General features: G+C 53.1%; 20 protein-coding genes. 9 read left to right on the top strand and 11 right to left on the bottom strand.

The genetic code is table 11. The annotated features are described in order from the left end of the window. Positions 1–14: 14 nt before the first annotated feature. The gene (locus O2597_RS07045; protein ID WP_269523583.1) at positions 15–3,641 is read right to left on the bottom strand and encodes a hypothetical protein; all 3,627 of its coding nucleotides are present in this window, start codon (positions 3,639–3,641) and stop codon (positions 15–17) included. A 471-nt stretch (positions 3,642–4,112) separates the two neighbouring features. Between O2597_RS07045 and O2597_RS07040 the strand changes: the two genes are divergently transcribed. The 3 genes from O2597_RS07040 (at position 4,113) to O2597_RS07030 (ending at position 8,285) form a co-directional block, all read left to right on the top strand. Beyond that, complete coding sequence (locus tag O2597_RS07040) at positions 4,113–5,126, top strand: LacI family DNA-binding transcriptional regulator (protein ID WP_269523581.1); 1,014 nt, start codon at positions 4,113–4,115, stop codon at positions 5,124–5,126. Between the two features lie 48 nt (positions 5,127–5,174). Further along, positions 5,175–5,849, top strand: coding sequence for a discoidin domain-containing protein (locus O2597_RS07035; RefSeq protein WP_269523580.1), 675 nt, complete (start codon positions 5,175–5,177; stop codon positions 5,847–5,849). Positions 5,850–5,972: 123 nt separating this feature from the next. Next, a complete protein-coding gene (locus O2597_RS07030) occupies positions 5,973–8,285 on the top strand; it encodes a sodium:solute symporter family transporter (RefSeq protein ID WP_269523579.1) in 2,313 nt (770 codons plus the stop codon). A 3-nt stretch (positions 8,286–8,288) separates the two neighbouring features. On the opposite strand, the gene O2597_RS07025 is transcribed toward O2597_RS07030, so the two are convergent. Continuing rightward, complete coding sequence (locus O2597_RS07025) at positions 8,289–9,245, bottom strand: LacI family DNA-binding transcriptional regulator (protein WP_269523578.1); 957 nt, start codon at positions 9,243–9,245, stop codon at positions 8,289–8,291. Between the two features lie 199 nt (positions 9,246–9,444). Between O2597_RS07025 and O2597_RS07020 the strand changes: the two genes are divergently transcribed. Genes O2597_RS07020 through O2597_RS07000 form a run of 5 tightly spaced genes read left to right on the top strand, consistent with a single transcriptional unit; the run spans position 9,445 to position 14,089 of the window. After that, a complete protein-coding gene (locus O2597_RS07020; RefSeq protein ID WP_269523577.1) occupies positions 9,445–10,188 on the top strand; it encodes an SDR family NAD(P)-dependent oxidoreductase in 744 nt (247 codons plus the stop codon). A gap of 14 nt (positions 10,189–10,202) precedes the next feature. Next, on the top strand, positions 10,203–11,345 hold the full coding sequence (locus tag O2597_RS07015; RefSeq protein WP_269523576.1) for a Gfo/Idh/MocA family protein: 1,143 nt from the start codon (positions 10,203–10,205) through the stop codon (positions 11,343–11,345). Beyond that, on the top strand, positions 11,342–12,334 hold the full coding sequence (locus O2597_RS07010; RefSeq protein WP_269523575.1) for an NAD(P)H-quinone oxidoreductase: 993 nt from the start codon (positions 11,342–11,344) through the stop codon (positions 12,332–12,334). The genes O2597_RS07015 and O2597_RS07010 overlap by 4 nt, the downstream gene beginning before the upstream one ends. A 31-nt stretch (positions 12,335–12,365) precedes the next feature. Continuing rightward, positions 12,366–13,076: a hypothetical protein gene (locus tag O2597_RS07005; RefSeq protein WP_269523574.1), complete on the top strand. Its 711-nt coding sequence runs from the start codon at positions 12,366–12,368 to the stop codon at positions 13,074–13,076. Positions 13,077–13,111: 35 nt separating this feature from the next. After that, entirely contained in the window at positions 13,112–14,089 is a 978-nt protein-coding gene (locus O2597_RS07000; protein ID WP_269523573.1) for a phosphotriesterase family protein, read from the top strand. Here O2597_RS07000 and O2597_RS06995 read toward each other — a convergent pair. From O2597_RS06995 to O2597_RS06965, 7 genes are all read right to left on the bottom strand, one after another. Beyond that, positions 14,067–14,765, bottom strand: a complete 699-nt coding sequence (locus tag O2597_RS06995) for a restriction endonuclease (RefSeq protein WP_269523572.1) — start codon at positions 14,763–14,765, stop codon at positions 14,067–14,069. The two genes, O2597_RS07000 and O2597_RS06995, sit on opposite strands and share 23 nt — an antisense overlap. Before the next feature lie 155 nt (positions 14,766–14,920). Then, complete coding sequence (locus tag O2597_RS06990; RefSeq protein ID WP_269523571.1) at positions 14,921–15,715, bottom strand: polysaccharide lyase; 795 nt, start codon at positions 15,713–15,715, stop codon at positions 14,921–14,923. 325 nt (positions 15,716–16,040) lie between these two features. Beyond that, a complete protein-coding gene (locus O2597_RS06985) occupies positions 16,041–16,244 on the bottom strand; it encodes a cold-shock protein (protein WP_269523570.1) in 204 nt (67 codons plus the stop codon). Between the two features lie 470 nt (positions 16,245–16,714). Then, on the bottom strand, positions 16,715–17,629 hold the full coding sequence (locus tag O2597_RS06980; protein WP_269523569.1) for a transposase: 915 nt from the start codon (positions 17,627–17,629) through the stop codon (positions 16,715–16,717). 46 nt (positions 17,630–17,675) lie between these two features. Further along, positions 17,676–17,840, bottom strand: coding sequence for a hypothetical protein (locus tag O2597_RS06975; protein ID WP_269523567.1), 165 nt, complete (start codon positions 17,838–17,840; stop codon positions 17,676–17,678). Positions 17,841–17,884: 44 nt separating this feature from the next. Then, positions 17,885–18,073 (bottom strand): hypothetical protein, encoded by a 189-nt coding sequence (locus O2597_RS06970; protein WP_269523566.1) that lies wholly within the window; start codon positions 18,071–18,073, stop codon positions 17,885–17,887. 87 nt (positions 18,074–18,160) lie between these two features. Then, on the bottom strand, positions 18,161–18,679 hold the full coding sequence (locus tag O2597_RS06965; RefSeq protein WP_269523565.1) for a hypothetical protein: 519 nt from the start codon (positions 18,677–18,679) through the stop codon (positions 18,161–18,163). Between the two features lie 433 nt (positions 18,680–19,112). Here O2597_RS06965 and O2597_RS06960 point away from each other — a divergent pair, with 433 nt between their 5' ends. Continuing rightward, positions 19,113–19,754: a hypothetical protein gene (locus tag O2597_RS06960; protein WP_269523563.1), complete on the top strand. Its 642-nt coding sequence runs from the start codon at positions 19,113–19,115 to the stop codon at positions 19,752–19,754. Between the two features lie 486 nt (positions 19,755–20,240). Here the strand turns inward: O2597_RS06960 and O2597_RS06955 are convergent, their stop codons facing one another. Both O2597_RS06955 and O2597_RS06950 read right to left on the bottom strand, forming a co-directional pair. Further along, on the bottom strand, positions 20,241–23,150 hold the full coding sequence (locus O2597_RS06955; RefSeq protein ID WP_269523562.1) for a vitamin B12-dependent ribonucleotide reductase: 2,910 nt from the start codon (positions 23,148–23,150) through the stop codon (positions 20,241–20,243). Between the two features lie 1,135 nt (positions 23,151–24,285). After that, complete coding sequence (locus O2597_RS06950) at positions 24,286–25,095, bottom strand: TerC family protein (RefSeq protein WP_269523561.1); 810 nt, start codon at positions 25,093–25,095, stop codon at positions 24,286–24,288. Positions 25,096–25,533: the final 438 nt, after the last annotated feature.

The raw sequence follows: 25,533 nt of genomic DNA, 5'->3' as shown, positions 1-25,533 counted from the left end.
CTTGAAAAGATAGCTCATAGTTCATCCTTGCTAAGCCAACGAAAGGCGACGATTCGGAATGAGCGTCCGAACTTCTGGTTGACCGTATTTGACAGGCTTGCGGTCTCCGCCGCTAATTCTACCATGGAGTAGTTTGAGAGATCGTTGCCGGTGCCCACCATGTCCGGGACACGTTGCACCACCGCTTCACACCAGGCCTCGTTTGAGCTCCCTGTGATGTTGTCTGAACTGCCGTAGGCCCGAATTACAAATGTGTCGGACCTCGCTGTCATGAGTGGTGCCAATGCCTGCAAGATATCGCCTTGTAGCACATAGCCAGGATAGCCGGTGGCTTGGCTGTCGCTGCCGCTGTTATCAACCGCTTGCGAATAAATGGAAGCGTCCAAATTCACCGCCGGAGCTGCGAGTTCGTCGGAAATATTTTGGTTGATGGTTTGGTCCAATGCTGCCTGAAGTGCTCCTCGCCGTTGGTATTCGGTCGTGTCGGAGTTTGGGCGGCGGTTGATGAAATCGGCCATTGATAGGAAGGGGCCTCTGTCTTTGACCTCTTGGACGATTGCGTTGGCGAGATCGGTTAGCTCGGCGTCTGACAGTTTCCTGTAACCTTGGAAGAAGGCTTCATTGTTCGTCGAATTTTCTTCATAGCCTTGATCGAAGATGGGGAGGCTTAAATGTGAGATGTAGACGCCGTCCGGATCCGTTTCGGTTAAACTGCCGGCGTCGACTGCTGTCTCGTCGATGTCGACTCGCAGGAAAGGTTGGTCCATACTGCTTAACATGGCCTTCCACGCGTAGACGGAAGTTGAGTTGATGTTGAAGGCTCCGTCGACCATGAAGCGTCCTCCCCAAGCTTGAATCGTTGTCGGGTCATCGAATGCGCGGATCTGGTCAAGGGTGGCTCCTTCAGGGACGACCATGCTCAAGCGGGTGTTGTAAGGCCTTTTGCTTTGACTGATTAAAGATTGGAAATTCGCCTCATTTATCCCTGAATCCACGGTTGAGAGGAAATACTCGTCGAAGATCTGGTCGTTGACCATGTATGCCGTATCAAAGAGGTTCATACCGATGATGGCGTCGAAATCCAAGGCTTGGGTGCTGTCCAGAGGAATGCGTGGATTTGCGTAGGAGTTGCCCAGCAGATAAGTTGGTTCGAAACCATAGCGTGCCAGATTCGCATGCTGGAACTGGCCGATCGATACGGGTGGGTATCGTGGCACATCAAACAGAACCAAACGGGAAACGCCTAAGCTTGGATCTGAAATGGAGGAGCCGTTGAGGCCGGTGTAGCGATCGTAATCGCCGAAGGATGGCTCGATCACCGATCCGGGGGGGAGGTATCCGTTATCGCCACCGGCCTGAAAGGCGGCTGTTGCGAAAAGGTCCGGCCCATCGTAGCGAGGTGTGCCATTAATTGCGCGCGGATTTGCGTCGATTAGGTTGCGTAAAGCCTTATTTGATTCGAGCGTGGTGCGCAGGTAAAAGGTCCATGTTCCCAAGTCAATTGAGGAGTTCGCAATGCTGCTGGGGGTAAATGCCGGAATTACCCCGTCCTCAGCTGTTCCGGGATACAGTGACCAGCTTGGGTTGTTCGCAGCGTATTCCGTATCTTTCCATAGACCGGAGAAGCTTTGTGCGCTCAAACCGGAATTGTTGCTCGGAGTTCTGTGTTTGAGTTCGAAAAATGCCCCGTGGTGATGTTCAGGATGCAGCTTGCCCGAGCGTGGTTCAATTCGGTCTTTAAATGTCAGGTTGCGGATTGTGATCGTGGCATCCCCATCGACATATATGTTATTGGGGTGGTTGGGGTCATCCAGATCCTTGGAATCATAGGTGCCATCTGATTCCGGATCATCCAAGAAGGTTGAGGGCCAGCTGAAGTAGAATAAATTGTTTTCTTGCCAGCCGTAGGCCAGTTCTTTCTCTCGGGCGGCTGTTTCATTCGGCGAGGATAAGAGTCTGATCTCTCCGGGAAGCAGGTCGAAGTCGGTTGGCAAATATAAGGTCCAAAAGCCATCTGTGTAGCTCATTTTATCTTTCGCTTTTGTGCCTCCGGCTGCGAGGTTGATCGTTTTGGTGAATGGTTCTCCGTCATGTGGGCCCCCATCGTAAACGCCTGAGATTTCTAATTCGGGGGCTGCTTCATATTCCAACTTATAATCGGGGTAGTCGTTATCATCATAGGCTCTCTTGATCTTGATATTATACGGGTTCCAGAGCCCCAACATCGGTTGCATGTAGAATCGGAGCTTGTATTTGGTCTCGCCGTCTACTGTCTCTGTGATTGCACCTATCCGGAATGTCATTTGGAAGCGTTCAATGATAGGTGTGATTGGATTATTCAGGTGCTGTCGGTCTTGCCTGGTACTGTTGATGGTTGATAAATCGGGGTCCCAGTAGTTTGTGTAGGGGTAGGTGTCGGAGTTGATCATCGGCGGGTTTCTCACCGCCTTTCCTTCCTCTTGAGGCCAAGGGAAGATGGGCTTGATCGCTCCATCTGCCACCCCGGGGATCTCGTATAGATGATAATAGTGGTAGAGCGTTCCCCAGTTGGGGCCTACATTGCTTTCACTGTTTACTGATTGTATTTCTGGAGTGAGGAACAGCTCTTGAGGTGGGTTTGAGAAATTCTTGAGTCCTTCTGTGAGGGCGTCCTTTTCCTGACTGGGATAGGCATAGGTCGGAGTGCTTGGCTGGACTCCAAAGAATTGTTCGAAGACTTCCGGTTCTTGGAACGCAAGGGTGAGGTCCTTTTTGAAGCCGCCTTTCCGGATGTCAGTTAACAAGCTGCGTGAATAGGTGGTAAAGTCATGACGTATGACGTTGAATTCACTATATTCGGCATCGGAACTTAGGTTTAACGGGATTTGTGTGTCTTCATAACTGGCAGCTTTGCTCAGGTCCTTTAGCGAGGTATCGGGTAAATTGTCCCAGAAACTCCCCGTATGATGAACGCCTACTGTAGAACCAAGTGCTGAAGACAGAAGTGTCTCTTTTTCTTGGTCCGTTCCCGTGTCGAATGTCGGTCCCAATAGATCGTCAATTGTCGCATTGCCGTTGCGCAGCGGGGCATCGGTGTTGATGCGTGCTTTGACTCCTTCATCCCCGACCCACCAAGCGTAGGAGCCGTTTGGTTCGGAGGCGCGGGTGTTTATCGTCTGTTTACCTGCGAAGACGGCTGGAACATTTGTCGTGCTGTCAGCGGATACGAGTAGGACCTGCTGATTGGATGGAATGTTGATGCTTAGCGGGTTGAGGTCCTCGGGAGCGGTGTTGTCTAAGCCCGATGTTAACCATGCAAGTGGAACTGGTTTGGCGTCGGCATTATGCGCTAAGTAGGCCTTGCGTAAGGCGTGGTTGGATCCGGCAGTGCCTGGGTTGTCGTCCTGGCTATCCCAAACACCTGTCCAGAATCGGTAAGGGCTGTTCTCTGTGACGCCGTAGATGTCTGCACGTGCTGTGACGCGAGTGTCCGGGCCAGCTAACCGTTGTAGCTGCCCGATTGCGACTTGTAGGCCGAGCAGGGCATTGGCCTTTGCTTTCTCTGCTTGTGCGTTCGTTTCGGCTGCTTGCGTGTCAACTTTAATGATTAGGCTGAGGCTAAGCATCAGAAAAACAACAAAGGCCATGAGCAATAACGCCACAAGTAGGGCGAACCCACTCTCAGTCTGGCCCCGGAAATTCGCTTCTTTCCTTTTTGAGGAAAGCGTGGGGGTGGGGCACTGGCTGCCAGTAGGGGGCGGTCGATGATCGCGGGTAGCGGTCTTGTCCTCAAGCGTTGAAGCGTGTATATTCATTGATGGACCCGTCCATTGTGGACTTGGAGTAGCAGTCGGGGCGTGAATGACCGGATGCGAGGGGCAAATTTACCTATGTTGTCTCGGGGGTTAACTTTAATTAGGCGAATGAAGAAGTTTTGCTTGTGTTACGAAACAAAATATGGATAATTACGTAACATCAAGTTGAAAATATCCCGAATGTTAAATTATTCCCCTATGTCTATGCATGCTCCTCGCTCTTATTTTTTCGCGACGGGCTTTCGCAAGTTGGACGGGGGAGGGGGCGATTGTCCGTTGGACTTGATAGTATTCTAACTGTATTTTGATTCTGCTAATATGAATATTAGAGCTATAGCAAAAGATTCCGGATTGTCGGTGGCTACCGTTTCCAGGGTAATCAATAATGAGAGTGGAGTTAGTGAAGAGCTTCGAAAAAAAGCCTTCGAGGCAATTGAGCGGCATGGCTACAAGCCGCGTCGTAAAGCAAGAAAGACGGTGACCCGCATCGGGATAGTGGTCGAGGCAGACGCGCCCTCATTTAATAGCTTCTATTCGCAGATATTTTCGGGGGTTTCCAGATACGCATTCGATCGGGGAGTTGAAACCACCTTGTTGTTTTATTCGCCTAGCTTGGAGGAAGACGGGGATCGCCCGGATCTTACCGAGTTGCTTAGGAAGAAACGCTGCAATGGCATGGTCCTTGTCGGTCCTTTGTCGAATCGGGATGCCGAGAAGTTAGTTCAGGCAAGGGTGCCTGCGGTATTGGTTTCCCATCGACTTGAGCTTGAGGGAATTGGTTTTATCGATTGCGATAACATCGCGGGAGCCCAGACGCAGACTGAGTATCTGCTCGGCTTGGGCCACCGAAAAATTGGTTATTTGTGTGGCGATGCTTCGAAAGGGGATAACTGTGACCGGGTCGATGCTTTTATGCAAACGATGCAATCGAATGGAGCCTCGATTGAGCCTGAATGGCTGGTAGAACATAAACCCACTCAGACTTCCGAGGAGGCTGGCTATAATCAAGCAAAGGTATTGTTGAGTCGCTGCCCTGATGTGACGGCGATTTTTGCTAATAACGACTCAATGGCGTGGGGGGCGATTACGGCCTGTGTCGAAATGGGACGTAATGTTCCTTCGGATATTTCGGTTGTCGGCTATGACGACAATTCAGCAAGCCGGTATTTTAATCCTCCTCTGACGACAATGCGCCAACCTTTGGAGGATATGGGGGCCGCCGCTGCCAAATGGGTGGACGAAAAATTGAATAACAAGATTTCTGATCTCCCGCATCAAGTTATCTCCGGCGAACTAATGGTCCGGAAGTCATGCGCCCTGCCTCGGAGCTAGTATCGTTTCCTAGTCGTAGTAAGTCACAACTATTAACGAATCATACATATGAGAAATAAATCGATGAGAATTTTGAGTGTCGCCGTTGCCGCTTTGGTGTCTGCGATGGCTGTGAACCTTGAGGCGTCGCAACTGTTGACGGATAATGTTAGCAAGCATGGTCCTGCATCTTATCCCGGAGCAATGAGCAAGGTTTCAAGTAGTGGTGAAATTTCAACCGGAGCTACGATGTCATTTCTTGTCGATAAGTCGCTTGGTGGGGAGATGGGTAATACAGACCCGGAGCTGGTTAAATTTCCGACCAAAAAACTTCAGGACGGTTACAGTGAGCGGATCGGCACCACCGCCGTTTATGGAGGTTGGCATTCCCGATATGGAGCGACAATTCTGATCGATTTAAAATCTCTTTATGCGGTTGAGCATGTCGGATGTTCGATACGTGCCAACGGTAACCGCGGTGCTGCGACATTTAAAGCCATGGTCAGCGAGGATGGTGAGAATTTCACTCCTCTGGGAGTATGGGATGGAACTCAATCGGTTCTGGATGCTTCTGAATCCGATCCGAAGCGAAATGTTGAAATCGTAGTTAGCAGTGAGAATCCGAGTAAGGCGCGTTATGTGAAAGTGTTCCTTAGCACATGGGATGAGGCGACGGCGGATCGGGTATACAACCAGTTGGTCATTGGTGAGTTGGCGGTTTGGGGAGAGGCGTTGCCTGAATAAGCTCTGTGCCCGGATGGGCATTCGCCGCTAGGAGCAAATTTGATTTTGTTGGAGGTTCCCTGCGATCGCTTGAGGGCTGTTGCAGGGGCCTCGTTTTTTTGAGTATTTTTACTATAGATATCTATGCATTGGATCGATTGGATTATTACTGTTTTGCCGGTATGCCTAGTTCTGTATATCTCAGTATACAGTCGTAAATACGTGCGAGGCGTCGTGGACTTTCTGGCGGCAGGGCGAGTCGCGGGGCGCTATGTTATTTCTGCCGGGGACTTAACCTCGGCCTTGAGTGTTATTACTTTGGTCGCCTTGATCGAAGTGAAATATCAGGTTGGCTACGGTCTGGCATTCTGGCAGTATTTGATCGTTCCGGTTAGTGTGATCATGGGGCTGACTGGTTACTGTGTCTATCGGTTCCGTGAAACCAAGGCGCTTTCGATCGGGCAATTTCTTGAGATGCGCTACAATAAGCCGGTTCGCATCATCGCCGCGACCTTGCGAACTTTGGCGGAGATGATTACGAATGCGATTGGTCCGGCGGTTGCCGTGAACTTCTTCATCTACTACATCGGCCTGCCGCATAGCTTTACGGTGTTTGGTGTCGCTATGCCCACCTTTGCCATTCTAGTCGCCGCCTCGTTATGTCTCTGTATGGTTGTGGTTTGGCCGGGAGGGCGCATTTCACTGTTGATCTCGGACGCTTTTCAAGGGCTGATGAGCTATCCGATCTTTGTCATCATTGCCGGATATATCTACCTGAATTACGGGTGGCACGATACGATTGCTCCCGTGATGATGGACCGGGTGAATGGTGAAAGCTTTATCAATCCACTCGATATCGAGAACCTGCGCGACTTTAACATATTTGCTATTATTGTGACGCTTGTGGGAAGTATTCTGAACCGGGCGAGCTGGATTGGAAATGACACGTCAGGTAGTGGTCGCACGCCGCATGAGCAAAAAATGTCGGGCATTCTTGGCACCTTAAGAAGTTTGTTTGCTTATCTCATGATGCTTCTCATTGCGGTCATGTTGATTACCTTGATGACGCACCGGAATTTTGCGGAAAAGGCGCACGAAATTCGAACTGAGTTGACGGGGAAAGTTGCCCAGGAAGCGGTAGCGGACCAGGAGGTAAGAGGTCAGCTCAACGCACAATTCGCCACCATACCGATACAGCGTCATATCATTGGGGAAGACGCTCCACTCTCACAGGAAAACAATATTGATGCGCCCTATATGGAGACGGCTAGGAGTGTGCTGGCTGGCACGCCTGAAGGAAATCTGGAATACCAGAAATTCAGGACCTTATACCACCAAATGATGATTCCGGTCGCGTTGAAGAATGTTTTGCCGGTTGGTTTAACGGGGCTGTTTTGCCTGCTCATGATTATGCTGCTGCTATCAACCGATGATTCCCGCATTTTTAATGCATCATCGACGATCGTTCAGGACATGATCCTTCCCTTTCGTAAGAAGCCTTTTACGCCGAAGCAGCATGTCATGATTCTACGCCTGACTTCAGTCGGTGTGTGCTGCTTCTTTTTCGTTGTCTCGATCTTTTTTATCCAGATCGACTACATCCAGATGTTCACTGTCATCATGACCGGTTTATGGTTAGGTGGAGCAGGGCCCATCATGATCTTCGGTTTGTATAGCCGTTTCGGGAATTCAGTCGGTGCCTGTGGCGCTCTATTATTCGGTTCCGGTTTGTCGGCGGTCGGACTTTTCCTGCAACGGAACTGGGCGGAAACCGTATATCCCTGGCTTGTCTCAAATGATTGGCATATCCCGGTTGGCCATTTCTTGGAGGCGCTTTCCAAGCCATTTAATCCCTATATTGTGTGGGAGATGGACGCCGTGAAATTTCCAATCAATTCGTATGAACTCTATTTTATGGCAATGGTTTCCGGAACGGTTGCCTATATTCTCGGTTCATGGTTGACGCAGAAGGAACCCTATAATCTGGACCGCTTGCTTCACCGTGGCGTCTACGCCGTGGATAAGGAAGAAAAGGCAGTCTACAAATGGAGCCTTCGCCATATGTTTACTAAAATGATTGGTGTGACGCCCGAGTATACATTGGGCGACAAGGTGATTGCGTGGTCTGCCTTCGGTTATGCGATCATATATAAATTTGGATTTTGCTTTATCGGCGTTTTGATCTGGAACGCATTCTCACCGTGGCCGGTGGAGTGGTGGAGTAAGTATTTCTTTTTTACCAGTCTGGTCGTCTCGCCCTTGATTGGAATTATCTTCACCGTCTGGTTTTTCATCGGTGGCGTTGTCGATATTCGGAGACTTTTCCGTGACCTTTCCCAGCGCATTGATGATCCTTTGGACAACGGAATGGTTGAAGACCATGTATCGCTGTCCGATAAGGCAGCCTTTCAGGCCAAAGGTATTTCAATCGATGACGATGCGGAAGATGAAAAATAAGCTTCACTTGCCTGAAACACTGTCCCGCTCAATGAGTTGATAATCGAGTATGGTGTCCCGTGGTATTTCCATCCGTCGTAGGCTTGCGTCCACAATGTCGGTCGCAATCGACGCGAGCTCATGGTAGTTTTGGGTGATGCAGGTTTGTGGAGGGAGGCAGTAGCGCGAGGTCGTGGCCCGTTCGGACGCGACCAGTGAAACCTCTTCGGGAACTTTCTTTCCAAAGAGCGATAGGGCGTAGGCTGTGATGATGCCCCCCATGCCGCCCGGGGCAAAGATGGCGCTTATCTTCCGTTGTAGGAGCTTACCGGTCTCTTCGATATAGTTGGCTTCATCAACCACACGGATAAATGCGTCACTTGCCGGTAGTTTGCGATCTGACAGGGCTTTTTTCAGGTGTTGTGCCCGGAGTGACGGGTTTCCCCATTTCGTATTGCTAATCAGGCAACCGATTCGCTCATGGCCCTTTTGGATCAGATGGTCGATCGCCAGTTCCATGCCCTGCTTTTCATTGGACCGCACGGCGTATACATGACTTGATTTTTGGGGTGGCTCACGGTCGATTAGGATGAGTGGCGCTTGGAAGCGCCGTCCCCAATTTTTCCAGGGAAGCTCCGCCGCACTGATCTGGATGGCGGCGCAGAACTGTGTGTTTTCCAAGCGCTCCAGATTATCTTCCGGGATGATTTCTATACGGTAGCCGCGCTTGCCGACTGCTTCCGCCAAGCACGCAATGACCATTTCGACATAACTCTGAACGGGGTGTTCGTAACGTGAGGGGGTTATGAGGATGACCGTGCGTCGGCCGATGGATAGGCGGGGCACATAGTTGTGCTTGCGGGCGATACGCAGGATGCGTTCCCGGATTTCAGCCTTCACGTTCGGATGATTGCTGAAGACGCGTGAGACTGTGGCGATTGAGACCCCGGCTTCGCGGGCGATGTCGCGTATCGTAGGCATTTGTATCACTTCTTTCTTCCTGAAAATAAATTGAAAACAGATTATATTTACATGTTAATTTCCAGTCTGCTTACAATATTAATGTTGCCAGAGATGAGGCATCAAAGAGACGATGTTGTCGGTGCAGGTCGTTCATCTCGTGATGACGGTCTGGCATTCGCTCTGTCCGATCAGTCCTGAATAACCCCACAATCATAGCATGAGATTTAAAGATAAAGTAGCCATTGTCACCGGAGCAGCCTCGGGACTGGGATTGCTGAGCTCGCAGCAATATGCCGCCGAGGGCGCAAAGGTTGTGTTGACCGACGTCAATGCCGAAGCCGTTGAAGCTGCGGCCGAAAAGATCAGACAGAGTGGAGGTGATGCCTGCGCCGAAGTGACGGATATACGCTCATACGAGGCAGTCGAGCGAGCTGCCGCACGTGCGGTGGAACGATATGGTCGCATCGATATTCTCGCCAACGTGGCTGGAGGCAATCCACACCGCGTCTGTAAATGCCCCGGAGGCTTCGACCAGATGACACTGGAAGCGATGGACTGGGGGATTGAAGTGAACTTCACTGGGCCGATTTATTTTTGCCGGGCGGTTTTGCCGACGATGATCGCTCAGAAAGGCGGAGTGATTATCAATCTGGGTTCTGTTGGCGGTGTCGTTGGTGGGGCGGGAGCGGTCGTTTACGGCGCAGCCAAGAGTGGCATGATTGGTCTGACCAAGTCGCTGGCTTTGGCCGGTGCTCCGCATGGTATTCGTGCATGCTGCGTTTCACCCGGACCGGTGTTGACGCGTGAGGCGATGGCCAACATCAAGACACCCCTGGGCCGTGCCGCTGAGCCCGAAGAGGTGACGAAGCTTATCCTTTATCTAAGTTCCGAAGATGCGGCGATGATCAGCGGGAGTAACCACCTGATCGACGGAGCACGTGCCTGCGGAGGGTTCGCCTAAGACCGTTTCCTTCTATGAAGCAAAAAGATAAAATTTGGCGGGTAGGCGTTTACTACGACACGAGTCAGTCCGGCCTGGGAGGGCACCTGACGCATCTTGCGTTCAAGGGGCTTCCGCGCACCGAGATCGTTGCTCTGGTGGACTCCAACCATGAGGGGATCGACGAGCGACGGCAGTTGGTCGGGGCGGCCAAGCACTATGCCAGCCTGCCGGATATGTTGGATTCCGAGTCCATTGATATTTTAGTGGTTTGCTCTCGTTTGCCCGGCGAGCACGCAGAGCCGCTTGCCGCCGCGATTGCACGTGGCATTCATGTCTACTGCGAGAAGCCGCTCACGGCAGGTTTGCAAGAGGCGGACCACATTGTCGATGAAGCTGCGCAGCAAGGCATTCGAATCGCAGTCGCGCATTTGGGCCGTTATGCGCAGGTGTTTCAGACGGCCAAGCGGATGATCGAGGCCGGAGAGATTGGGCGCGTGCTATCCTTTTATGGACGCGGCAAGGAAGACCATCGGGGAGGCGGTGAAGACATGCTTGTCCTGGGCACGCACATTCTTGACTTGGCCTGTTTCTTTTTCGGAAAGCCCTTGCACGTTTCCGCAGACATCACCTACGAGGGGAAGCCCATAAAGGCGGGTGAGTGTTTGGAAACCGCCGAGCCGATCGGTCCGGTTGCGGGAGACGAAGTCTGGAGTGCTTATCAATTCGCCAATGGAGTGCGTGGCTGGTTCGAAAGCCGCAGGGGCATGTCCGAGCGCGGGGTTCGCATGGGCATCACGATTGTTGGGACGACCGGGACTCTGGCTGTTCGCTTTGATGACGAGCGAAAGCTTCGGCTGAGCCGCTCGCCATTCCCGCCCGAGGACGAGGCACAGTTTGTGGATGTTCCCATGCCGGATGATGGTGAGATCCCGGGGGCTGATCCACTGGAGTGCGGCGAGTATCAAGGTTTTCATTTATATTTTCTCCGTAATAACCGACGGGCCGCCTGGGATTTAATCTGTGCCTTGGAGGAAGGACGCGAACCTTTGTCCTGTGCGCAGGATGCCCAGGTCGTGCTTGAGATGATTTATGGCGCCTATGCTTCCCAGCTCTCGGGTAGACGAATCGCTTTCCCGCTGTGTGAACGCAGGCATCCCTTAGAAATAAAATCATGAATGTAATCAAAGTGAACGATGACGAATCACTGGTATGGACCGAGGTCGAGGATCCGGTCTGCGCAGCTGGTGAAGTTTTGATCGAAATACATGCGTCTGCCGTCAATCGCGCTGACTTGTTGCAGCGTGCGGGCAAGTATCCGCCGCCTCCAGGTTCGCCCCCCTGGATGGGGCTTGAAGTCGCTGGTGTCATTCTCGAAGTCGGTAAGGAGGTCGACGGTGGCCGCTGGAAAGTTGGTGATAAAGTCTGTGCCTTGCTCGGTGGTGGCGGTTATGCCGAAAAGGTTGCCGTGCCGGCGGAATTGTTGATGCCGGTGCCGAAGGGACTCACGATGGCCGAGGCGGCATCGCTGCCTGAAGTCTTTGCCACTGCATGGCTCAACCTCGTTCACGAAGCGCACTTGCAGTCCGGCGAAACTGCCTTTGTTCATGCCGGAGCCAGCGGAGTGGGCATCGCGGCCTTGCAGATTGCCAAATCTTTGGGCGCCCGCACGGTGACGTCGGTAGGCGGTTCCGCTAAAGTCGAACTGATGCGTGAGCTGGGAGTCGACCGCATCGTCAACCACCACGAGGAATCGGTCGACGCGGCCTTTGATGAATGTCTGGCAGCCGGTCAGCCGGTGAATGTCGTGCTCGATTGTGTCGGGGGCGAAGGCTTGGGTACCAACCTTTCCAAGCTCGCGCTGGATGGTCGCTGGGTGTTGATCGCCACGCTGGGAGGCATCACGACGGAACTGGCATTGAGGGCGGTGCTGACACGCCGCCTGCGTTTGATTGGCAGCACCCTGCGTTCGCGTTCACTGCAACAGAAGCAGCAAATACTGTCGGATCTGGTGGAAAAACTATGGCCGCAATTTGAGTCCGGAGCGATTAAGCCGGTCGTCCACCGGGTTGTAGGTATCCAGGATGCGGATGCAGCCCATCAAATTCTCCAAAACCGGGAAAACATGGGTAAGGTCGTGCTCATGATTCGCGAGGAAGCTTCCTGATCCCGCAATCAATTGAGTCGGAGGCATACGCATGTCCACTTACCACTTAACCGGGGTAATTAGCGCCCTGTTGTCGATCCTTGCCTCTGCTGGCTTGGCGACGCAGGTGCGGCTCTTGTGGCAGCGCCTCCGGCAAAGCCATGGCGAGGAGCGGGTGTCAGAGGGGCTGTCGATTAATCGTTTCGTCACCAGCTTCATCGTCTTTCTCGCTTTGTTCACTTACGGTGGCCTGCTCAACCCTTTCAATCACTATCTGGCTTGGCCCCGTCTCTTGGGGATTGCTCTGGCACTGCTGATCTTACTGCAGATTTACTGGGACCGTCGATGTCGTGTATCGGGCTTTGCCTTTCTGGCCTGTTTCGCTGCCTTTCTCTTATCGGTCATGATTATGGTTTCATGCCGACCGCTCGAGAATTTGAACCCGCTCATTATGCCGGCAATGATGGTCGTGGTTAGCCTGATCTACCTTCAGGGCGGTATGGCACAGATCTTCATGATTCGAAGCAGCGGCAAAACCGGTGGTCTCTCCCAGGGGATGCATCTGCTGTTTGTGCTGAAAGATGTGTCGCTGGCTACCTTTGCTATCGCGATGGGAGTCAGTCATGGCGGGCCGATTCTCTTTACCTGTGCGGTCGGACTCTTCGTGAACATCAGCACCTTGTGGTGCTTTCGCTGGACAAGGCGTAATAGCCTTAACCGCCTAAAAGAGGCAGAAGTCGATTGTGGCGCTCCCTCTGTGTAGCGTCATGTAAGCCCGACTTTTTGAAAACACAGCCGATGTCTCAAATTGAATATAAGGTCGAAACGGTGCTTGGCCCTGTGGCTGCTGAAGATCTGGGCCCGACTCTGATTCATGAGCACATTCTCTGTTCTTCGCTCTCCCTCTACCACTATTTCGGCGAACGCTGGTTCCGCAGGGAAGATGTGATTCAGACCGCTACCAACAAACTTCGTCGACTCGCCCAGCGTCATGGCGTGCGGACTGTGGTGGATGGCACCCCGCTTAACCTGACCCGCGATCTGCGCTTGCTGGCCGAAGTCTCGCGGCGTTCCGGTGTCCATCTTGTTGCCTCCACAGGTTTCTATTATTACGACGATTTTTCCTATTCGCGCTTCCCCGCCGAAGACCTGGCGTCGTATTTGGTAGACGAATGCAAATACGGCGCGGAAGATAGTTCGATTCGACCGGGAATTCTCAAATGTGCCGTCGAAGAAATGACTTCAGCTGCCCGATATCTACTGGAGGCGGTTGGGCGGGCTCAGAGTGCTACAGGACTCCCGCTCTTTGTTCACACTGCGCCAACCCGGAGAAATACCCACGAGGTGCTCGACCTCCTTCAGTCGGCAGGGGCGACTCTCGGTAAAATAATTGTCGGGCATTGTGGAGACACCGACAATATCAGCTATGTGCGTGAGATTTTAGCGCGTGGCTGCTGGGTCGAGATTGACCGATTACGCCGCAACCAACCGGAAGTCCTCGCCCGGAAGGCCGCTATGGTTGCCAGCCTTGCTGAAGACTGGCTCCACCGTCTGCTCATCTCTCATGACTATATATGTTATGACAATCTCCAGGATGAAAAGACCCGCCATCGTTCGGAACCCTTTGAGGATGCTGATTACGATGGATTATGCCTGATCCATGACGAAGTCTTGCCTATGCTTAGATGTGACGGTATAGAGGAAGAGCAAGTGCAGCAGTTACTTTGCATCAATCCTCGCACTGTCTTGACTTCTAATAAAGCCACACATTGCTGAATGTGGATGTCCCTATTTGGACACCAGTGCCCCCTTGGAATTGTTGCAGGTGCTTGAGCAGGCTGGGGCCGTCGACGAGCTGGATGGGCTGTCCTTCGGCCCACTGGATGGCGTCTTTGGTGAAGCTGCCTGTGCCGATGACGATGACCTTGTCGGTGCCCTCGCGTGTCAGCACGCCGAGCATCTCGCGTACGATCTTTACGTCGATCTTCTGGCGTTTCCAATGTTTGCACTGGATCAAGACGCGTGCACCTGAGGGGGAACGGGCCTCAATGTCGATTCCGCCGTCTGCCGCGTTTCCGGGGCCCGTCCGGACCTGCCAACCCGCCGCACGGTAGGCTTCGGCCACCAAATGCTCGAATTCCCGCCAGGAAAGGGCACGCAGACGCTCGAGGGAGTTCGTTTCCGCGAGTGTGCGCTTATGTTTTCTGCGCTCGAACCAGCCTGTGGTGCCGGCGAGAATGAGAAGCAGGAAGACGATACCGCCTGCGTAGAAGGGATAATGATCCAAAGACTCGCCTGCTTGCTGACGGAATGGCTCGATCACTTTCCAGCAAAGCCGGTTCGCTCCGAAAGCACCCAAACTTGCGATAACCGGAACCGCCCAGAAGGGGAGATGGTAACAGACGTCCTTAACCGCGTCCATGATGTCTTCCACTAAACCTTGTTTTGCCATAGTTTGCGGAAGAATTGGCAATCCGATCTGCTGTGTCTAATCAAATTTAATGTGGCGTTAGCTTTCTGTGCTGTGGTCCGGTTTGCGATCGCTGTTGTGTCGGGGAGTGGATCTTTATATTTTGCGTTTAACCCCTGCTAGGGAGCTGACCCCTGCTATGGGAGCCGAGTCAGTGTCACTTTGAAGTCGTCGAAGTCGATGTGGTTGGTGCGGGCGGGGCGGTAGGCATCGCTGCCGCCACCGTGAAAGCTGCTAAAGAAGAAGTGGTTGATGCCCCAGTCCGCTCCGGCCTGTCGCCAGCGCAGGTCGTGACGGTTAAGCAGGAGCTCGCCGTCCACCCACACCTGCAGCACGCCGTCGGGCTCGCCGGGGGTGTTGAGCTTCACGCGCTGCCGTAAGCTGTGCCAGCCGCCGGCCGGAATGAGCAGTTGTTTGCCCAGCGGCAGATCGTCGCCGAAACGCCCCTTTTGTTCCGAGTGATAGAGGTAAACGACGAGGTTGCCGTCCTTGCGCCACATGTAGCGCGAAGTGAATCCATTCGGATTCGGCCGACCGCCGGTGGGCTGGACGCCACCGGTCAGGCCGGGGAGCTTGCCCCCGTGGGTCCAGTCGAAGTCGGCGTCGAAACGAACGCGATACTCGGCCACCGCCTCGTCCACCGGATGCCGGAAGAGCCGATTCCACTGCGCGCCGCTGTTGGGCGGGCTGATCTGCCCCTCGGGATAGGTGAGGCGAATGAATTGGTTGCCGTCCTCCTCGACGACCGAAACACGCCCCTCCGCGACGCCGTTGATCACGTTGGCCTGCCAGTGGGTCTCGAGGTAGTCCGGGGCTAGCACGCCGGTCGGTGCGCCCTCGAAATCATCGCTGAGTATCACCTCCGCCCGCATGACGGAACAGAGAGCTAAAGTTAAAAGTGCCAATGAGGTTAAGGAGTGTCGTGGAGGCATGTCGGGTGGGGTGTCGATTCACTAGTGTTGGTGTAAGCGGCCTGACTCCAATCTTTAAATTTTGCGTTCGACCCCTTTTGGTTCCCTGCCTGCTGATAGGGTCGGAGGGAATACATCCCGCGGAAGCTAGGGAATGCTCCGGTCAATGTATAGTGAATTCGCGGGAGTGGGGTGGAGGGACGTCGTCCCGATGTCCGTTTCGTTGGATCTTTATCTTTTGCGTTTGACCCCTTTAGCCCCTTCGGAGCCCCTTCGGTAACCACAAAAAACGCGCTCCAGTCAATTGGAGCGCGTCGATCGTTTAGCTGAATAAAATCTGCCGTGTTTAAGCCGACTTCACCTTGGTGGCGCATGGACCCTTGGGGCCGCTGCCGACTTCAAATTGGACCTTCTGGCCTTCCTCAAGCGAGGCATAACCGTTCGATTCTATTTCCGAGTGGTGGACGAAAAGATCTTTTCCGCCGTCTTCCGGCTGGATGAATCCGAAGCCTTTCCCGGCGTCGAACCATTTTACTGTTCCTGTGCTCATATATGTATTTCTTATCTTGTATTACTGCAAAGGCCCGCCGTTTGCGGGCATTGCGGGAAGGGTTCTATCGAAGAAACCGCCACCTGTCGCTATAAATCGGCGACTGGGAGAATGCGCTAGCGATAGCTCCGCTTTTTCGGGCGCTTTAGCTTGTGGCCACGTAGCTCTGCACAATCAAAGGAGCAGAATTTCATGCCTGCGGATTCTACGATCAAATCCTTGTTCAGGACTTTAAGGTTTTTACCGCAATTGCAGCAGATGCGTGCGCCGGCGTCACTATTGGCTTCGTTCATTCGATTTGACCCTCTCTGGCATTGGTCGCAGGTTGCGCCTGAGATCGGATAGGAAATCGAGGTGTGCGTTGGGAATACCACTTGCGATCCCTAGGGGCTTCCGGGGTATCTGCAAGCCTTATACGACCGTGGGACGAGATCAGGGGGCAAACGTAGAATCTAGAATTCTACTCTACTTCAACTTTTCCGAATCAAGTTAGTGATACGAGAGGGGTGTCCCATATTCAGCTGTTTTGCGATCCAAGGGTTGCTGGCTGTCGTGGTCGCTCGAAGCGTTTTGGCGATTTGGACTTTCCACTCGGCACCTTTGACGTCCTTTGAGATGTCGCTAGAGCCCTTTTTCAGTCTTTGTAGTTCGCTGACTAGAACCGCTCCCCATTGCGCCTGTTTGAGTTCTTTGAGCTCGCAGCCTTCCCAGACGACGTCCGGATGTTTGGCATTCAGGTCCTTTGCCAAGGCTTTCTTGGCCTCTTTGTCTCCGATAAACCAACCGCGACAATATCGCTTCGTGAGTGCTTCCTTCTTCTCCGGGTCCTGCGCTTCGCTGAGCTCCAGATGCGTTGCGTAGCGCCGTATCCCCGATAAACTGTCAGGTAGGTCCAGAATGCCAAGGAAGTCGGTCCGGCAAAGTCCTTCGCGTGGCTTCTGCTTGAAATACTTAGGATAGCTGGAGAGGGTATAATCCTTGAGAGACTGGACCTGACACAAACCGGCCCGCACCGGATTCAGGTGAATATAGTCTACTAAACCCAGCAGTGAACGGTCCTCCCCGATGAGGATCGATTTGTAGCGCCCCTGGAAAACGTGGCCGCGTTCCTTGCGCAGGCGGTTGAATCGCGTCGCAAAGGTGCTCTGCAGCCACTTCATGCCATCCACCAGGTTCGGCTCGGGCGTTTCGACCGCTAGGTGGTAGTGATTGCTCATGATGACATAGGCGTGGAGTTTCCATCCACAACGCTCTGTTGCCTCAAAGATCGTGCGCTCAAAGGCCTTGCCTGTGTTTTCGGAGCGGAAAAGTTCCTTCCGGTAATTGCCGCGGCTGATTATGTGGTAAACTGCTCCCGGATACTCGATGCGCTGTTTGCGTGGCATGTCTGCACGTTAGGTGAGGCGGGGATTTGCTGGCAATGTTTAAATTCTACGTTTGACCCCTTTTAGCCCCCCAACGCTCTGCTGCCTCAAAGATCGTGCGCTCGAAGGCCTTGCCTGTATTTTCGGAGAGGAAAAGCTCCTTCCGGTAATTGCCGCGGCTGATGACGTGGTAAACCGCCCCCGGATACTCGATGCGCTGCTTGCGTGGCATAGAGACACGCTAGGAGGAGGGGATTTGCTGGCAATGTTTGAATTCTACGTTTGACCCCTATTGTCTGCCCCGTTGATCACGTTGGCCTGCCAGTGGGTCTCGAGGTAGTCCGGGGCTAGCACGCCGGTCGGTGCGTCCTCGAAATCATCGCTGAGAATCACCTCCACCCGCACGACGGAACAGAGAGCCAGGCTTACAAGTGCCAATGAGGTTAGGTGGTGTCGCGGAGGCATGTCGGGTGGGGTGTCGATTCACTAGTGTTGGTGAAAGCGGCCTGACTCCAATCTTTAAATTTTGCGTTCGATCCCTTTTAGTCCGCACTAAAGCCACGCCTCGTAACACGACGGGTGAGCTACTAGATACTCCAAGAGCTCAACAAATGTTTTACCGGTCTCCTCTACCGTGCAATTATCCACACATGCGTGAATGGGCGAATGTATCGTGCCACTGTGTTCAAAAAAATAAACCGGATCGTTAAAATTAGCGGCCTGATCCATAACAAAATTATTCCCATCATTTGAGTCGACTACGGCAAAAACACCATCCCTATAGAAATCCTGCATGCCATATTCTATCAACTCATAGATCAGATCAGGACCTAGCAAATAGCATTCGTTGGCATCATATACAAGTGGGCACTCGAATAATAAACCACTGATATCATACTCGCACGTAAGCTCTCGATACCACAGCGGGCAGTAAGCAGGTAAAACCTTATCGATGAGTTCCCAATATGCTCGAGCATGCTTAACGCCTTTTAATCGCGCATGTCTTGGTTTAGGCACTTGCTCAAGTTCATGACAAGCTGCCCTTAATCGCTCCATAGGATCTATACTCATAACTCAACTTATCAAAGCTAACTATATGAATAAAAGCAAAAAAAAATGGGCGAGGCTAAAAGGGTAGAACGCAAAATATTAATATTTTGCTGTCGGAGGAATAAAAAGATCACATGGGGAATAACAAAGGGTTAAACGTAGAATGTAGAATTGAGCCCGACTGTCCTGAATTCGAATCAAGTTGTTGATACGAGAGTGGGGGCATATTAAGCTGCTTCGCAATTCATAGCATTGAACACGTTTGGAGAAGGGGATTTCCAGACAATGTTTAAATTCTACGTTCGACCCCGTTTGAGCCCTTCCAAAGTTTAATGGAAACTTAACGATTGATTTTGACTATACTAGAGATTTCATCGGCCCACGGGTAAAACGATTGGGGTTCTCCTTGGGGAATCCTCTGAATACAATTGTCGGAAGCGGATTCTTCTAACTCATGAAAGTTTTTTTGAGAAAAATATTTTTGTGCCTGTTTGCTCTGTCATGCATTCAAATGACAGCATGCTCTCAAGCTATTGACTTCGATATTGGTTTTTTATACCGGCTGAAGTTAGGGGATTCTATTCGCGTGTATAAGGATGTCTTGGGTGCCCCTTATGAAAAGGCACAGCATCCTGGCTTTTATGCCTACGCCTGGGAGAATAAAAAATTATTCATACAGGCAATTGTTCGATCAAATCGAGTAGATGAAGTTCTCGTTCTGAAAGTTGATGGAAATCAATATCACCGTGAGTCATCGCGGGACATCCCGCCTTGGTTTACTTCCATACTGGCTGCAACGACATCTCTCGCAGGATCAGTATCAGGTTCCAGTTTTTCTGAAGCGTGGGAGGAATTAGTTTATTCTGAATATGGCATGGATGAACTCCCGTGGAGGGATGGGTATATTTCGGCTAAGTACAACTGCGTCGCTGTATGTTATTGGTTTAGCGATGTGAATACTAAAGAAAACTTGTATCTTGGTTTTATTTCTAAAATACCTGAAGATGTTGATGAAGACCAATTTGTTGAATCCTGGTTGAGGAGACTAGAAGTTTCTGTTGAATTGATGAAGGTGCGTCACAATACATCTTCTTAGATGGGGATTAGTCTTGGGATATAAAAGGAGGCGAACGCAAAATATAAAGATTTGATTGTCGGTTAGGCAAAAAAAGGGGCTCCGAATTGGAGCCCCTTTTGAAATGGCTTGGATATGGCGGCTGGGACTCCCGCCGCTACCTTTTAACTGAAACCGAGTGAGGTTCCACAGTTCAAGCAGCACGCACAGGTTCCAGTCACCTTCACCTTACCCGAACCACACTCGGGGCAGGTCAGGTTGCCTTCGCTCTGTGTGAGCAGCTCTAACTGCTGTTCATCGAGCTTGGGGACTTCCTTTTCGATGGTGGTGGCGTTGAGGTTCTTTTCCTCGAAGGAGTTCCCGCTGGTGCGGGACTTCGCGTTGCTCAGCGTCTAAAATGGGTTCGGGGTTCAGGCTTTGCTGTGCATTCATCAAAAAGGGGCTCCAGAGGGAGCCCCTTGTGAAATAGATTAGGCAATGGCGGCTGAGGACAGCCGCCGCTACCTTTTAACTGCAACCAAGTGAGGTTCCACAGTTCAAGCAGCACGCGCAAGTTCCCGTAACTTTAACTTTGCCGCTTCCACACTCCGGGCAGGTTAGGTTTCCTTCGCTCTGGGTGAGCAGCTCAAGCTGTTGCTCGTCGAGCTTAGGCACTTCCTTTTCGATGGTGGTGGCGTTGAGGTTCTTTTCCTCGAAGCTGTCATCCATCTGGGCGAGGGGGGACATCTTTTCCTTGTAGCCGGGGATGAACTCCATGCCGAGCTCGCGGGCGACGTAGTCGATGACGGACTTGGCGAAGGGAATGTGCGGGTTCTTGGTCATGCCTTCCGGTTCGAAGCGGACGTGGCTGAACTTCTTGACCAGGGTCTCGAGCGGCACGCCGTATTGGAGGCAGAGCGAGACGAGGGTGCCGACGCAGTCCATGAGGCCGTTGATGGTGGAGCCGGCCTTGGACATCTGGATGAAGACTTCGCCGGGTGTGCCGTCCTCGAACTTGCCGATGGTGATGTAGCCTTCGGAACCGCCGATGGAGAACTTGTGGGTGAGGGATTCACGGGTATCGGGCAGCTTGCGGCGGTAAGGCTCGGTCACGATCTGGACTTCCGGTGCGCCTTTCTTCTTGGGCTCATCCTTGGTGGTCTTGACCGGGGCGGAGCGCTTGGAGCCGTCGCGGTAGATGGCGATGCCCTTGATGCCTTTCTTCCAGGCGTGGATGTAGGTCTCGCGGATTTCCTTGACGGTGGCTTCCTCGGGCATGTTGACCGTCTTCGAGATGGCGCCGGAGAGGAAGGGTTGGACGGCCGACATCATGTCGATGTGAGCGGTGTAGGGCAGGTAGCGCTTGCCCATGCCGGACTTGAAGGCGGAGTCGAAGACGGGGATGTGCTCGTCCTTGATGCCGGACTCGCGGATCTTGTCACCCATCTTGATGTTTTCGACGGTGCCGTATTCCTTCACGTGGGCGCAGATCTTGTCGATCGTCGGCTGGTCGTAGCCGAGGGTCTCAAGTGCGAGCGGGATGGACTTGATCGGCAGGGTCATGAGGCCGCCGCCGGCGAGGGTCTTGTAGGCCACGAGTCCGATGGCGGGCTCGACGCCGGTGGTGTCGCAGTCCATGAGGAAACCGATGGTGCCGGTGGGGGCGAGCACGGTGACCTGGGCGTTACGGTAGCCGTAGCGCTTGCCGAGATCGGCAGCTTCCTTCCATGCTTGTTGAGCGAAACGCGCCAGGGGTTCGGCAGGCTCACCCCGGTTCACTTCCGTTGTCAGTGAATCCGCATGCGACTTGTGAAGGTCGATGACCTTCAGCATAGAATTGACGTTGTCGGCTTCCGGCGGGTTTTCCACGCCGAAGTGGCGAGCGTCACGGTAGCCGGGGAAGGGGCCCTTTAGGGCGGAAAGCTCGGCCGAGGTCTTGTAGGCGACACCGGTCATGGCGGCGGTGATGGCCTTGGCCAGACCGAGACCTTCGTCGGAGGCGTAGGCATAGCCGTAGGACATGAGCAGGGCGCCGAGGTTGGCGTAGCCCAGGCCGAGGGTGCGGAACCAGTGACTGTTGTAAGTGATGGCCTCGGTCGGATAGGAGGAACGGTCGACCACGATTTCCTGGGCGATGATGAGGATCTTGGCCGCAGCGGCGAAGCGCTCGATATCGAGGCCGTCCGGGGTGCGGAACTTCATCAGGTTGAGGGAGGCGAGGTTGCAGGCCGTGTTGTCGAGGAAGAGGTATTCGCTGCAGGGGTTGGTGCAGTTCTGGCGGCCGGATCCCTTACAGGTGTGCCATTTGTGGATGGTGTCGTCGAACTGCATGCCGGGGTCGCCGCAGACGTGGGTGCCTTCGGCGATCTTGTCGAGCAGGTAGGAGGCGTCCTTCTCCTCGCAGGGCTCGCCGTCGGTCACGCGGCGGGTGAAGAACTTCTGTCCGGTGGTGGCGGACTGCATGAAGTCGTCGGTCGCGCGGACGGAAAGGTTCTCGTTCTGGTATTTGATCGAGCCGTAGGCGTCGCCGTTGAAGGAGGGGTCGTAGCCTTCCTCGATCAGGGCCCAGGCCTTGCGCTCTTCGACCTGCTTGGCGTTGATGAATTCCTCGATGTCCGGGTGCCAGGCCTTGAGGGTGTTCATCTTGGCCGCGCGACGGGTCTTGCCGCCGCTCTTGACCACGCCGGCCACGGCGTCGTAAACGGAGAGGAAGGAGAGCGGGCCGGAGGGCTTGCCGCCGCCGGAGAGCTTTTCGCGGGTGGAGCGGATGCTGGACAGGTCGGTGCCGGAACCGGAGCCGAACTTGAAGAGCATGGCTTCGGCGCGGGCGAGCTCCATGATGGAGTCCATGTTGTCGTCCACATGCTGGATGAAGCAGGCGGAGCACTGCGGGTATTCATACTGGCTCTCGGCGCGCATCACGACCTCATGCTGCTGGTCCCAGAAGAAGTTGCCCTTGCAGGAGTCCTTGCCGACCTCGTATTTGTGAAAGAGGCCGAGGTTGAACCAGACGGGGGAATTGAAGGCGGCGTGTTGGTTCACCAGCAGCCATTTCAACTCTTCGTTGAAGACCTTGGCCTGGGCGGCATCGACAAAGTAGCCGTCCTCCAGGCCCCAGTCGGTGATGGTGTCGGCCACGCGGTCGACGAGCTGTTTGAAAGAAGATTCACGGCCTCCGGTGAAGGGGTCGTTGCCGTTGTCGATATCGCCGTAGAAATACTTCGAGGCGAGGATCTTGGTGGCGAGGTCGGACATGACGGCCGGGACCTCGATGTTTTCCTGTTTGAAGATCGCTTTGCCTTTCTCGTCAGTGATCTCAGCGGTACGGTATTCCCAGGTGATTTGGTCGTAGGGATGGACGTCGGCATCGGAAAAGCAACGGTCGATAGAGAGCGTATACTTGGGGGTTTTGTCGGTATTGGAGGAGTTATCTTTCATTGTGTATAAGATGTTAATAACTACTACATGTAGCTATATGTTTGGGGTGGGGGACTAGATGTAGGGTGTCGAGTAAAAGGGATCCGCACGAAAGTGCACGGAGAAAGTTTTTGGACGGATCCTTTTGAGGGGTGGTTTTTGTTGTTATTAGGAGGCCTAATGTGTCTTTCGGCGGAGATAAAAAAGGCCCGGAAAATTAGTCCTTGTGAGTGAATCTGTTACGCAGCTCTACGTGGTAGGCGGGGGTTCGAATCGGGCAAAGCGGGGAGCGGAAACTGGGGGGATTACGGGGGGGATTGAGAGCAGGGTGATTATGAACAGGATGATTCTTACAGCGCAGCTTTTTTGAACCGTTAATTCACGTTAATTTACGTGAATGGCTTACAACTGCGTGTTTGGAACAGGATGATTTTTGACAGGATGATTCTTGCTGCGGAGTGGTTTTCTTTGGGGGCGTACAACGCGGTATGTGGGAACCACGAATTAACACGGATGGGCACGGATGGCTTACAGCGTCGTGTTAGGAACAGAATGATTACGGACAGGATAATTCTTACAACGACGTGGATTTTTTAGGGGGCTTACAACGCTGCTTTGGGGAACCACGAATTAACACGAATGGGCACGAATGGCTGACAACGCTGCTTTTGAGAACAGGATGATTTTTGACAGGATAATACCTACAACGACGTGGATGTTTTAGGGGGCTTACAACGCTGTTTTTTTGAACCGTGAATTTACGTGAATGGCTTACAATGGCGTGTTTTTAACCGCAGAGAACGCGGAGGCTTACAACGCTGCTTTTTTGAACCGTTAATGGACGTTAATTTACGTGAATGGCTTACAGCGACGTGTTTTTTTAGGGGGCTTACAACGCTGCTCTTTTTGAACCGTGAATTTACGTGAATGGTGGTGGCTTATTCAGGCTTGAGCGAACCACCTCCCGGCTTTGCCGGACTCCTCCTTAAGCAAGGAGGAGAACATTGATGTGAGTGAGATTTTATCACACAGAGGCACAAAGCTTTGCAGCCCTCCAAAAAATTAATGTCAATTCACGTACATTAACGGTTCAAAAACCTCACGTTGTAAGCATTCCCAAAAAATCACGTTGTTGTAAGAATTATGCTGTCAAAAATTATTCTGTTTCTCTTGCCGGTGGTGCGGCTTTGAGGCGCTTGTTGCGGCTGTATCGCATTTGCAGGAGTTCGACGGCGAGGGCGAAGCCCATGGGCAGGTAGATGTAGGCCTTGGGGACATGTTTGTGGAAGGCTTCCATCATGATGGTGATGCCGATGGTGAGCAGAAAGCTGAGGGCGAGGATCTTGATCGCGGGGTGGGCGAGGATGAAGTCGCCGATCGGTTTGGCGAAGATGAGGACCACGACGAAGGCGAGGGTGACGGAGGTGATGATGACCCAGAGCACGTCGATCATGCCGACCGCTGTGATGACGGAGTCGAGGCTGAAGACGATGTCGAGCAGCACGATCTGGGTGACGATGGCGGTGAAGGTGTGTCCCTTGCCATGCGGGCCTTCGTGCTCGTCTTCCAGCTCGACCACGTGGTGGATTTCCTTGACCGCTTTGTAGATGAGGAAGAGTCCACCGGCGAGAAGCACAAGATCCTTGAGCGAGAGCGTGCTGAGTAGGGGAATCGCTTCGAGGGCAGGGACGGCTTCACCGATCGGGGTGGAGAGCCGGAGCAGCCAGGTGACGCCGAGGAGCAGGAAGATGCGGGCGACCAGCGCGAGGGCGAGACCGACGATACGGGCGGTGTTTTGCTGATCTTTGGGTAGACGGGCAACGAGGATGGAAATGACGAGGATATTATCGACCCCGAGGACCAGCTCGAGACCGAGTAGGAGCAGGAGCACGCCGACGATGTTGCCGATGCCCGACTGGGCGCCGGTGGTGAGTTCGGTAGCGGCGGAGGCGAGTAGGTCGAACATGCCGGAACGTTAACGTGGTGAGGCTTGAGGACGCCAGCATGGAATTGTTTGGAGGCTTGCAGCTTCGTGGTTCTTAACCGCCGAGAGCGCTGAGGACGTGGAGGCTTACAACGCTGATGGTAAACAGAATGATTAATGACAGGATAATTCTTACAGCGACGTGATTTTTGGGGGCTTACAACGCTGCTTTGGGAACCACGAATTAACACGAATGGGCACGAATGGCTTACAACGGCGTTTTTTTACCGCGGAGAACAGCGGAGGCTTACAACGCTTGATGTTTTGAACCGTTAATGGACGTTAATTTACGTGAATGGCTTACAGCGTTGTGTTTTTAACCGCAGAGAACGCTGAGGACGGGGAGGCTTACAACGTTGTGTTGGTTCACACGGAGGCACAAAGGCACAAAGCTTTGCAGCCCTCCCAAAAATTAACGTC

Origin of the sequence: Coraliomargarita parva (genome assembly GCF_027257905.1) — a bacterium.
GTDB lineage: Bacteria > Verrucomicrobiota > Verrucomicrobiia > Opitutales > Coraliomargaritaceae > Coraliomargarita_A > Coraliomargarita_A parva.
The sequence above is the reverse complement of the archived record's forward strand: the minus strand, read 5'-3'. Positions and strand labels throughout refer to the sequence as shown.

Coding starts and splice junctions, on each gene's coding strand:
- O2597_RS07040 (WP_269523581.1), top strand. CDS start 4,113: ATGAATATTAGAGCTATAGCAAAAGATTCCGGATTGTCGGTGGCTACC.
- O2597_RS07035 (WP_269523580.1), top strand. CDS start 5,175: ATGAGAAATAAATCGATGAGAATTTTGAGTGTCGCCGTTGCCGCTTTG.
- O2597_RS07030 (WP_269523579.1), top strand. CDS start 5,973: ATGCATTGGATCGATTGGATTATTACTGTTTTGCCGGTATGCCTAGTT.
- O2597_RS07025 (WP_269523578.1), bottom strand. CDS start 9,245: ATGCCTACGATACGCGACATCGCCCGCGAAGCCGGGGTCTCAATCGCC.
- O2597_RS07020 (WP_269523577.1), top strand. CDS start 9,445: ATGAGATTTAAAGATAAAGTAGCCATTGTCACCGGAGCAGCCTCGGGA.
- O2597_RS07015 (WP_269523576.1), top strand. CDS start 10,203: ATGAAGCAAAAAGATAAAATTTGGCGGGTAGGCGTTTACTACGACACG.
- O2597_RS07010 (WP_269523575.1), top strand. CDS start 11,342: ATGAATGTAATCAAAGTGAACGATGACGAATCACTGGTATGGACCGAG.
- O2597_RS07005 (WP_269523574.1), top strand. CDS start 12,366: ATGTCCACTTACCACTTAACCGGGGTAATTAGCGCCCTGTTGTCGATC.
- O2597_RS07000 (WP_269523573.1), top strand. CDS start 13,112: ATGTCTCAAATTGAATATAAGGTCGAAACGGTGCTTGGCCCTGTGGCT.
- O2597_RS06995 (WP_269523572.1), bottom strand. CDS start 14,765: ATGGCAAAACAAGGTTTAGTGGAAGACATCATGGACGCGGTTAAGGAC.
- O2597_RS06990 (WP_269523571.1), bottom strand. CDS start 15,715: ATGCCTCCACGACACTCCTTAACCTCATTGGCACTTTTAACTTTAGCT.
- O2597_RS06985 (WP_269523570.1), bottom strand. CDS start 16,244: ATGAGCACAGGAACAGTAAAATGGTTCGACGCCGGGAAAGGCTTCGGA.
- O2597_RS06980 (WP_269523569.1), bottom strand. CDS start 17,629: ATGCCACGCAAACAGCGCATCGAGTATCCGGGAGCAGTTTACCACATA.
- O2597_RS06975 (WP_269523567.1), bottom strand. CDS start 17,840: ATGCCACGCAAGCAGCGCATCGAGTATCCGGGGGCGGTTTACCACGTC.
- O2597_RS06970 (WP_269523566.1), bottom strand. CDS start 18,073: ATGCCTCCGCGACACCACCTAACCTCATTGGCACTTGTAAGCCTGGCT.
- O2597_RS06965 (WP_269523565.1), bottom strand. CDS start 18,679: ATGAGTATAGATCCTATGGAGCGATTAAGGGCAGCTTGTCATGAACTT.
- O2597_RS06960 (WP_269523563.1), top strand. CDS start 19,113: ATGAAAGTTTTTTTGAGAAAAATATTTTTGTGCCTGTTTGCTCTGTCA.
- O2597_RS06955 (WP_269523562.1), bottom strand. CDS start 23,150: ATGAAAGATAACTCCTCCAATACCGACAAAACCCCCAAGTATACGCTC.
- O2597_RS06950 (WP_269523561.1), bottom strand. CDS start 25,095: ATGTTCGACCTACTCGCCTCCGCCGCTACCGAACTCACCACCGGCGCC.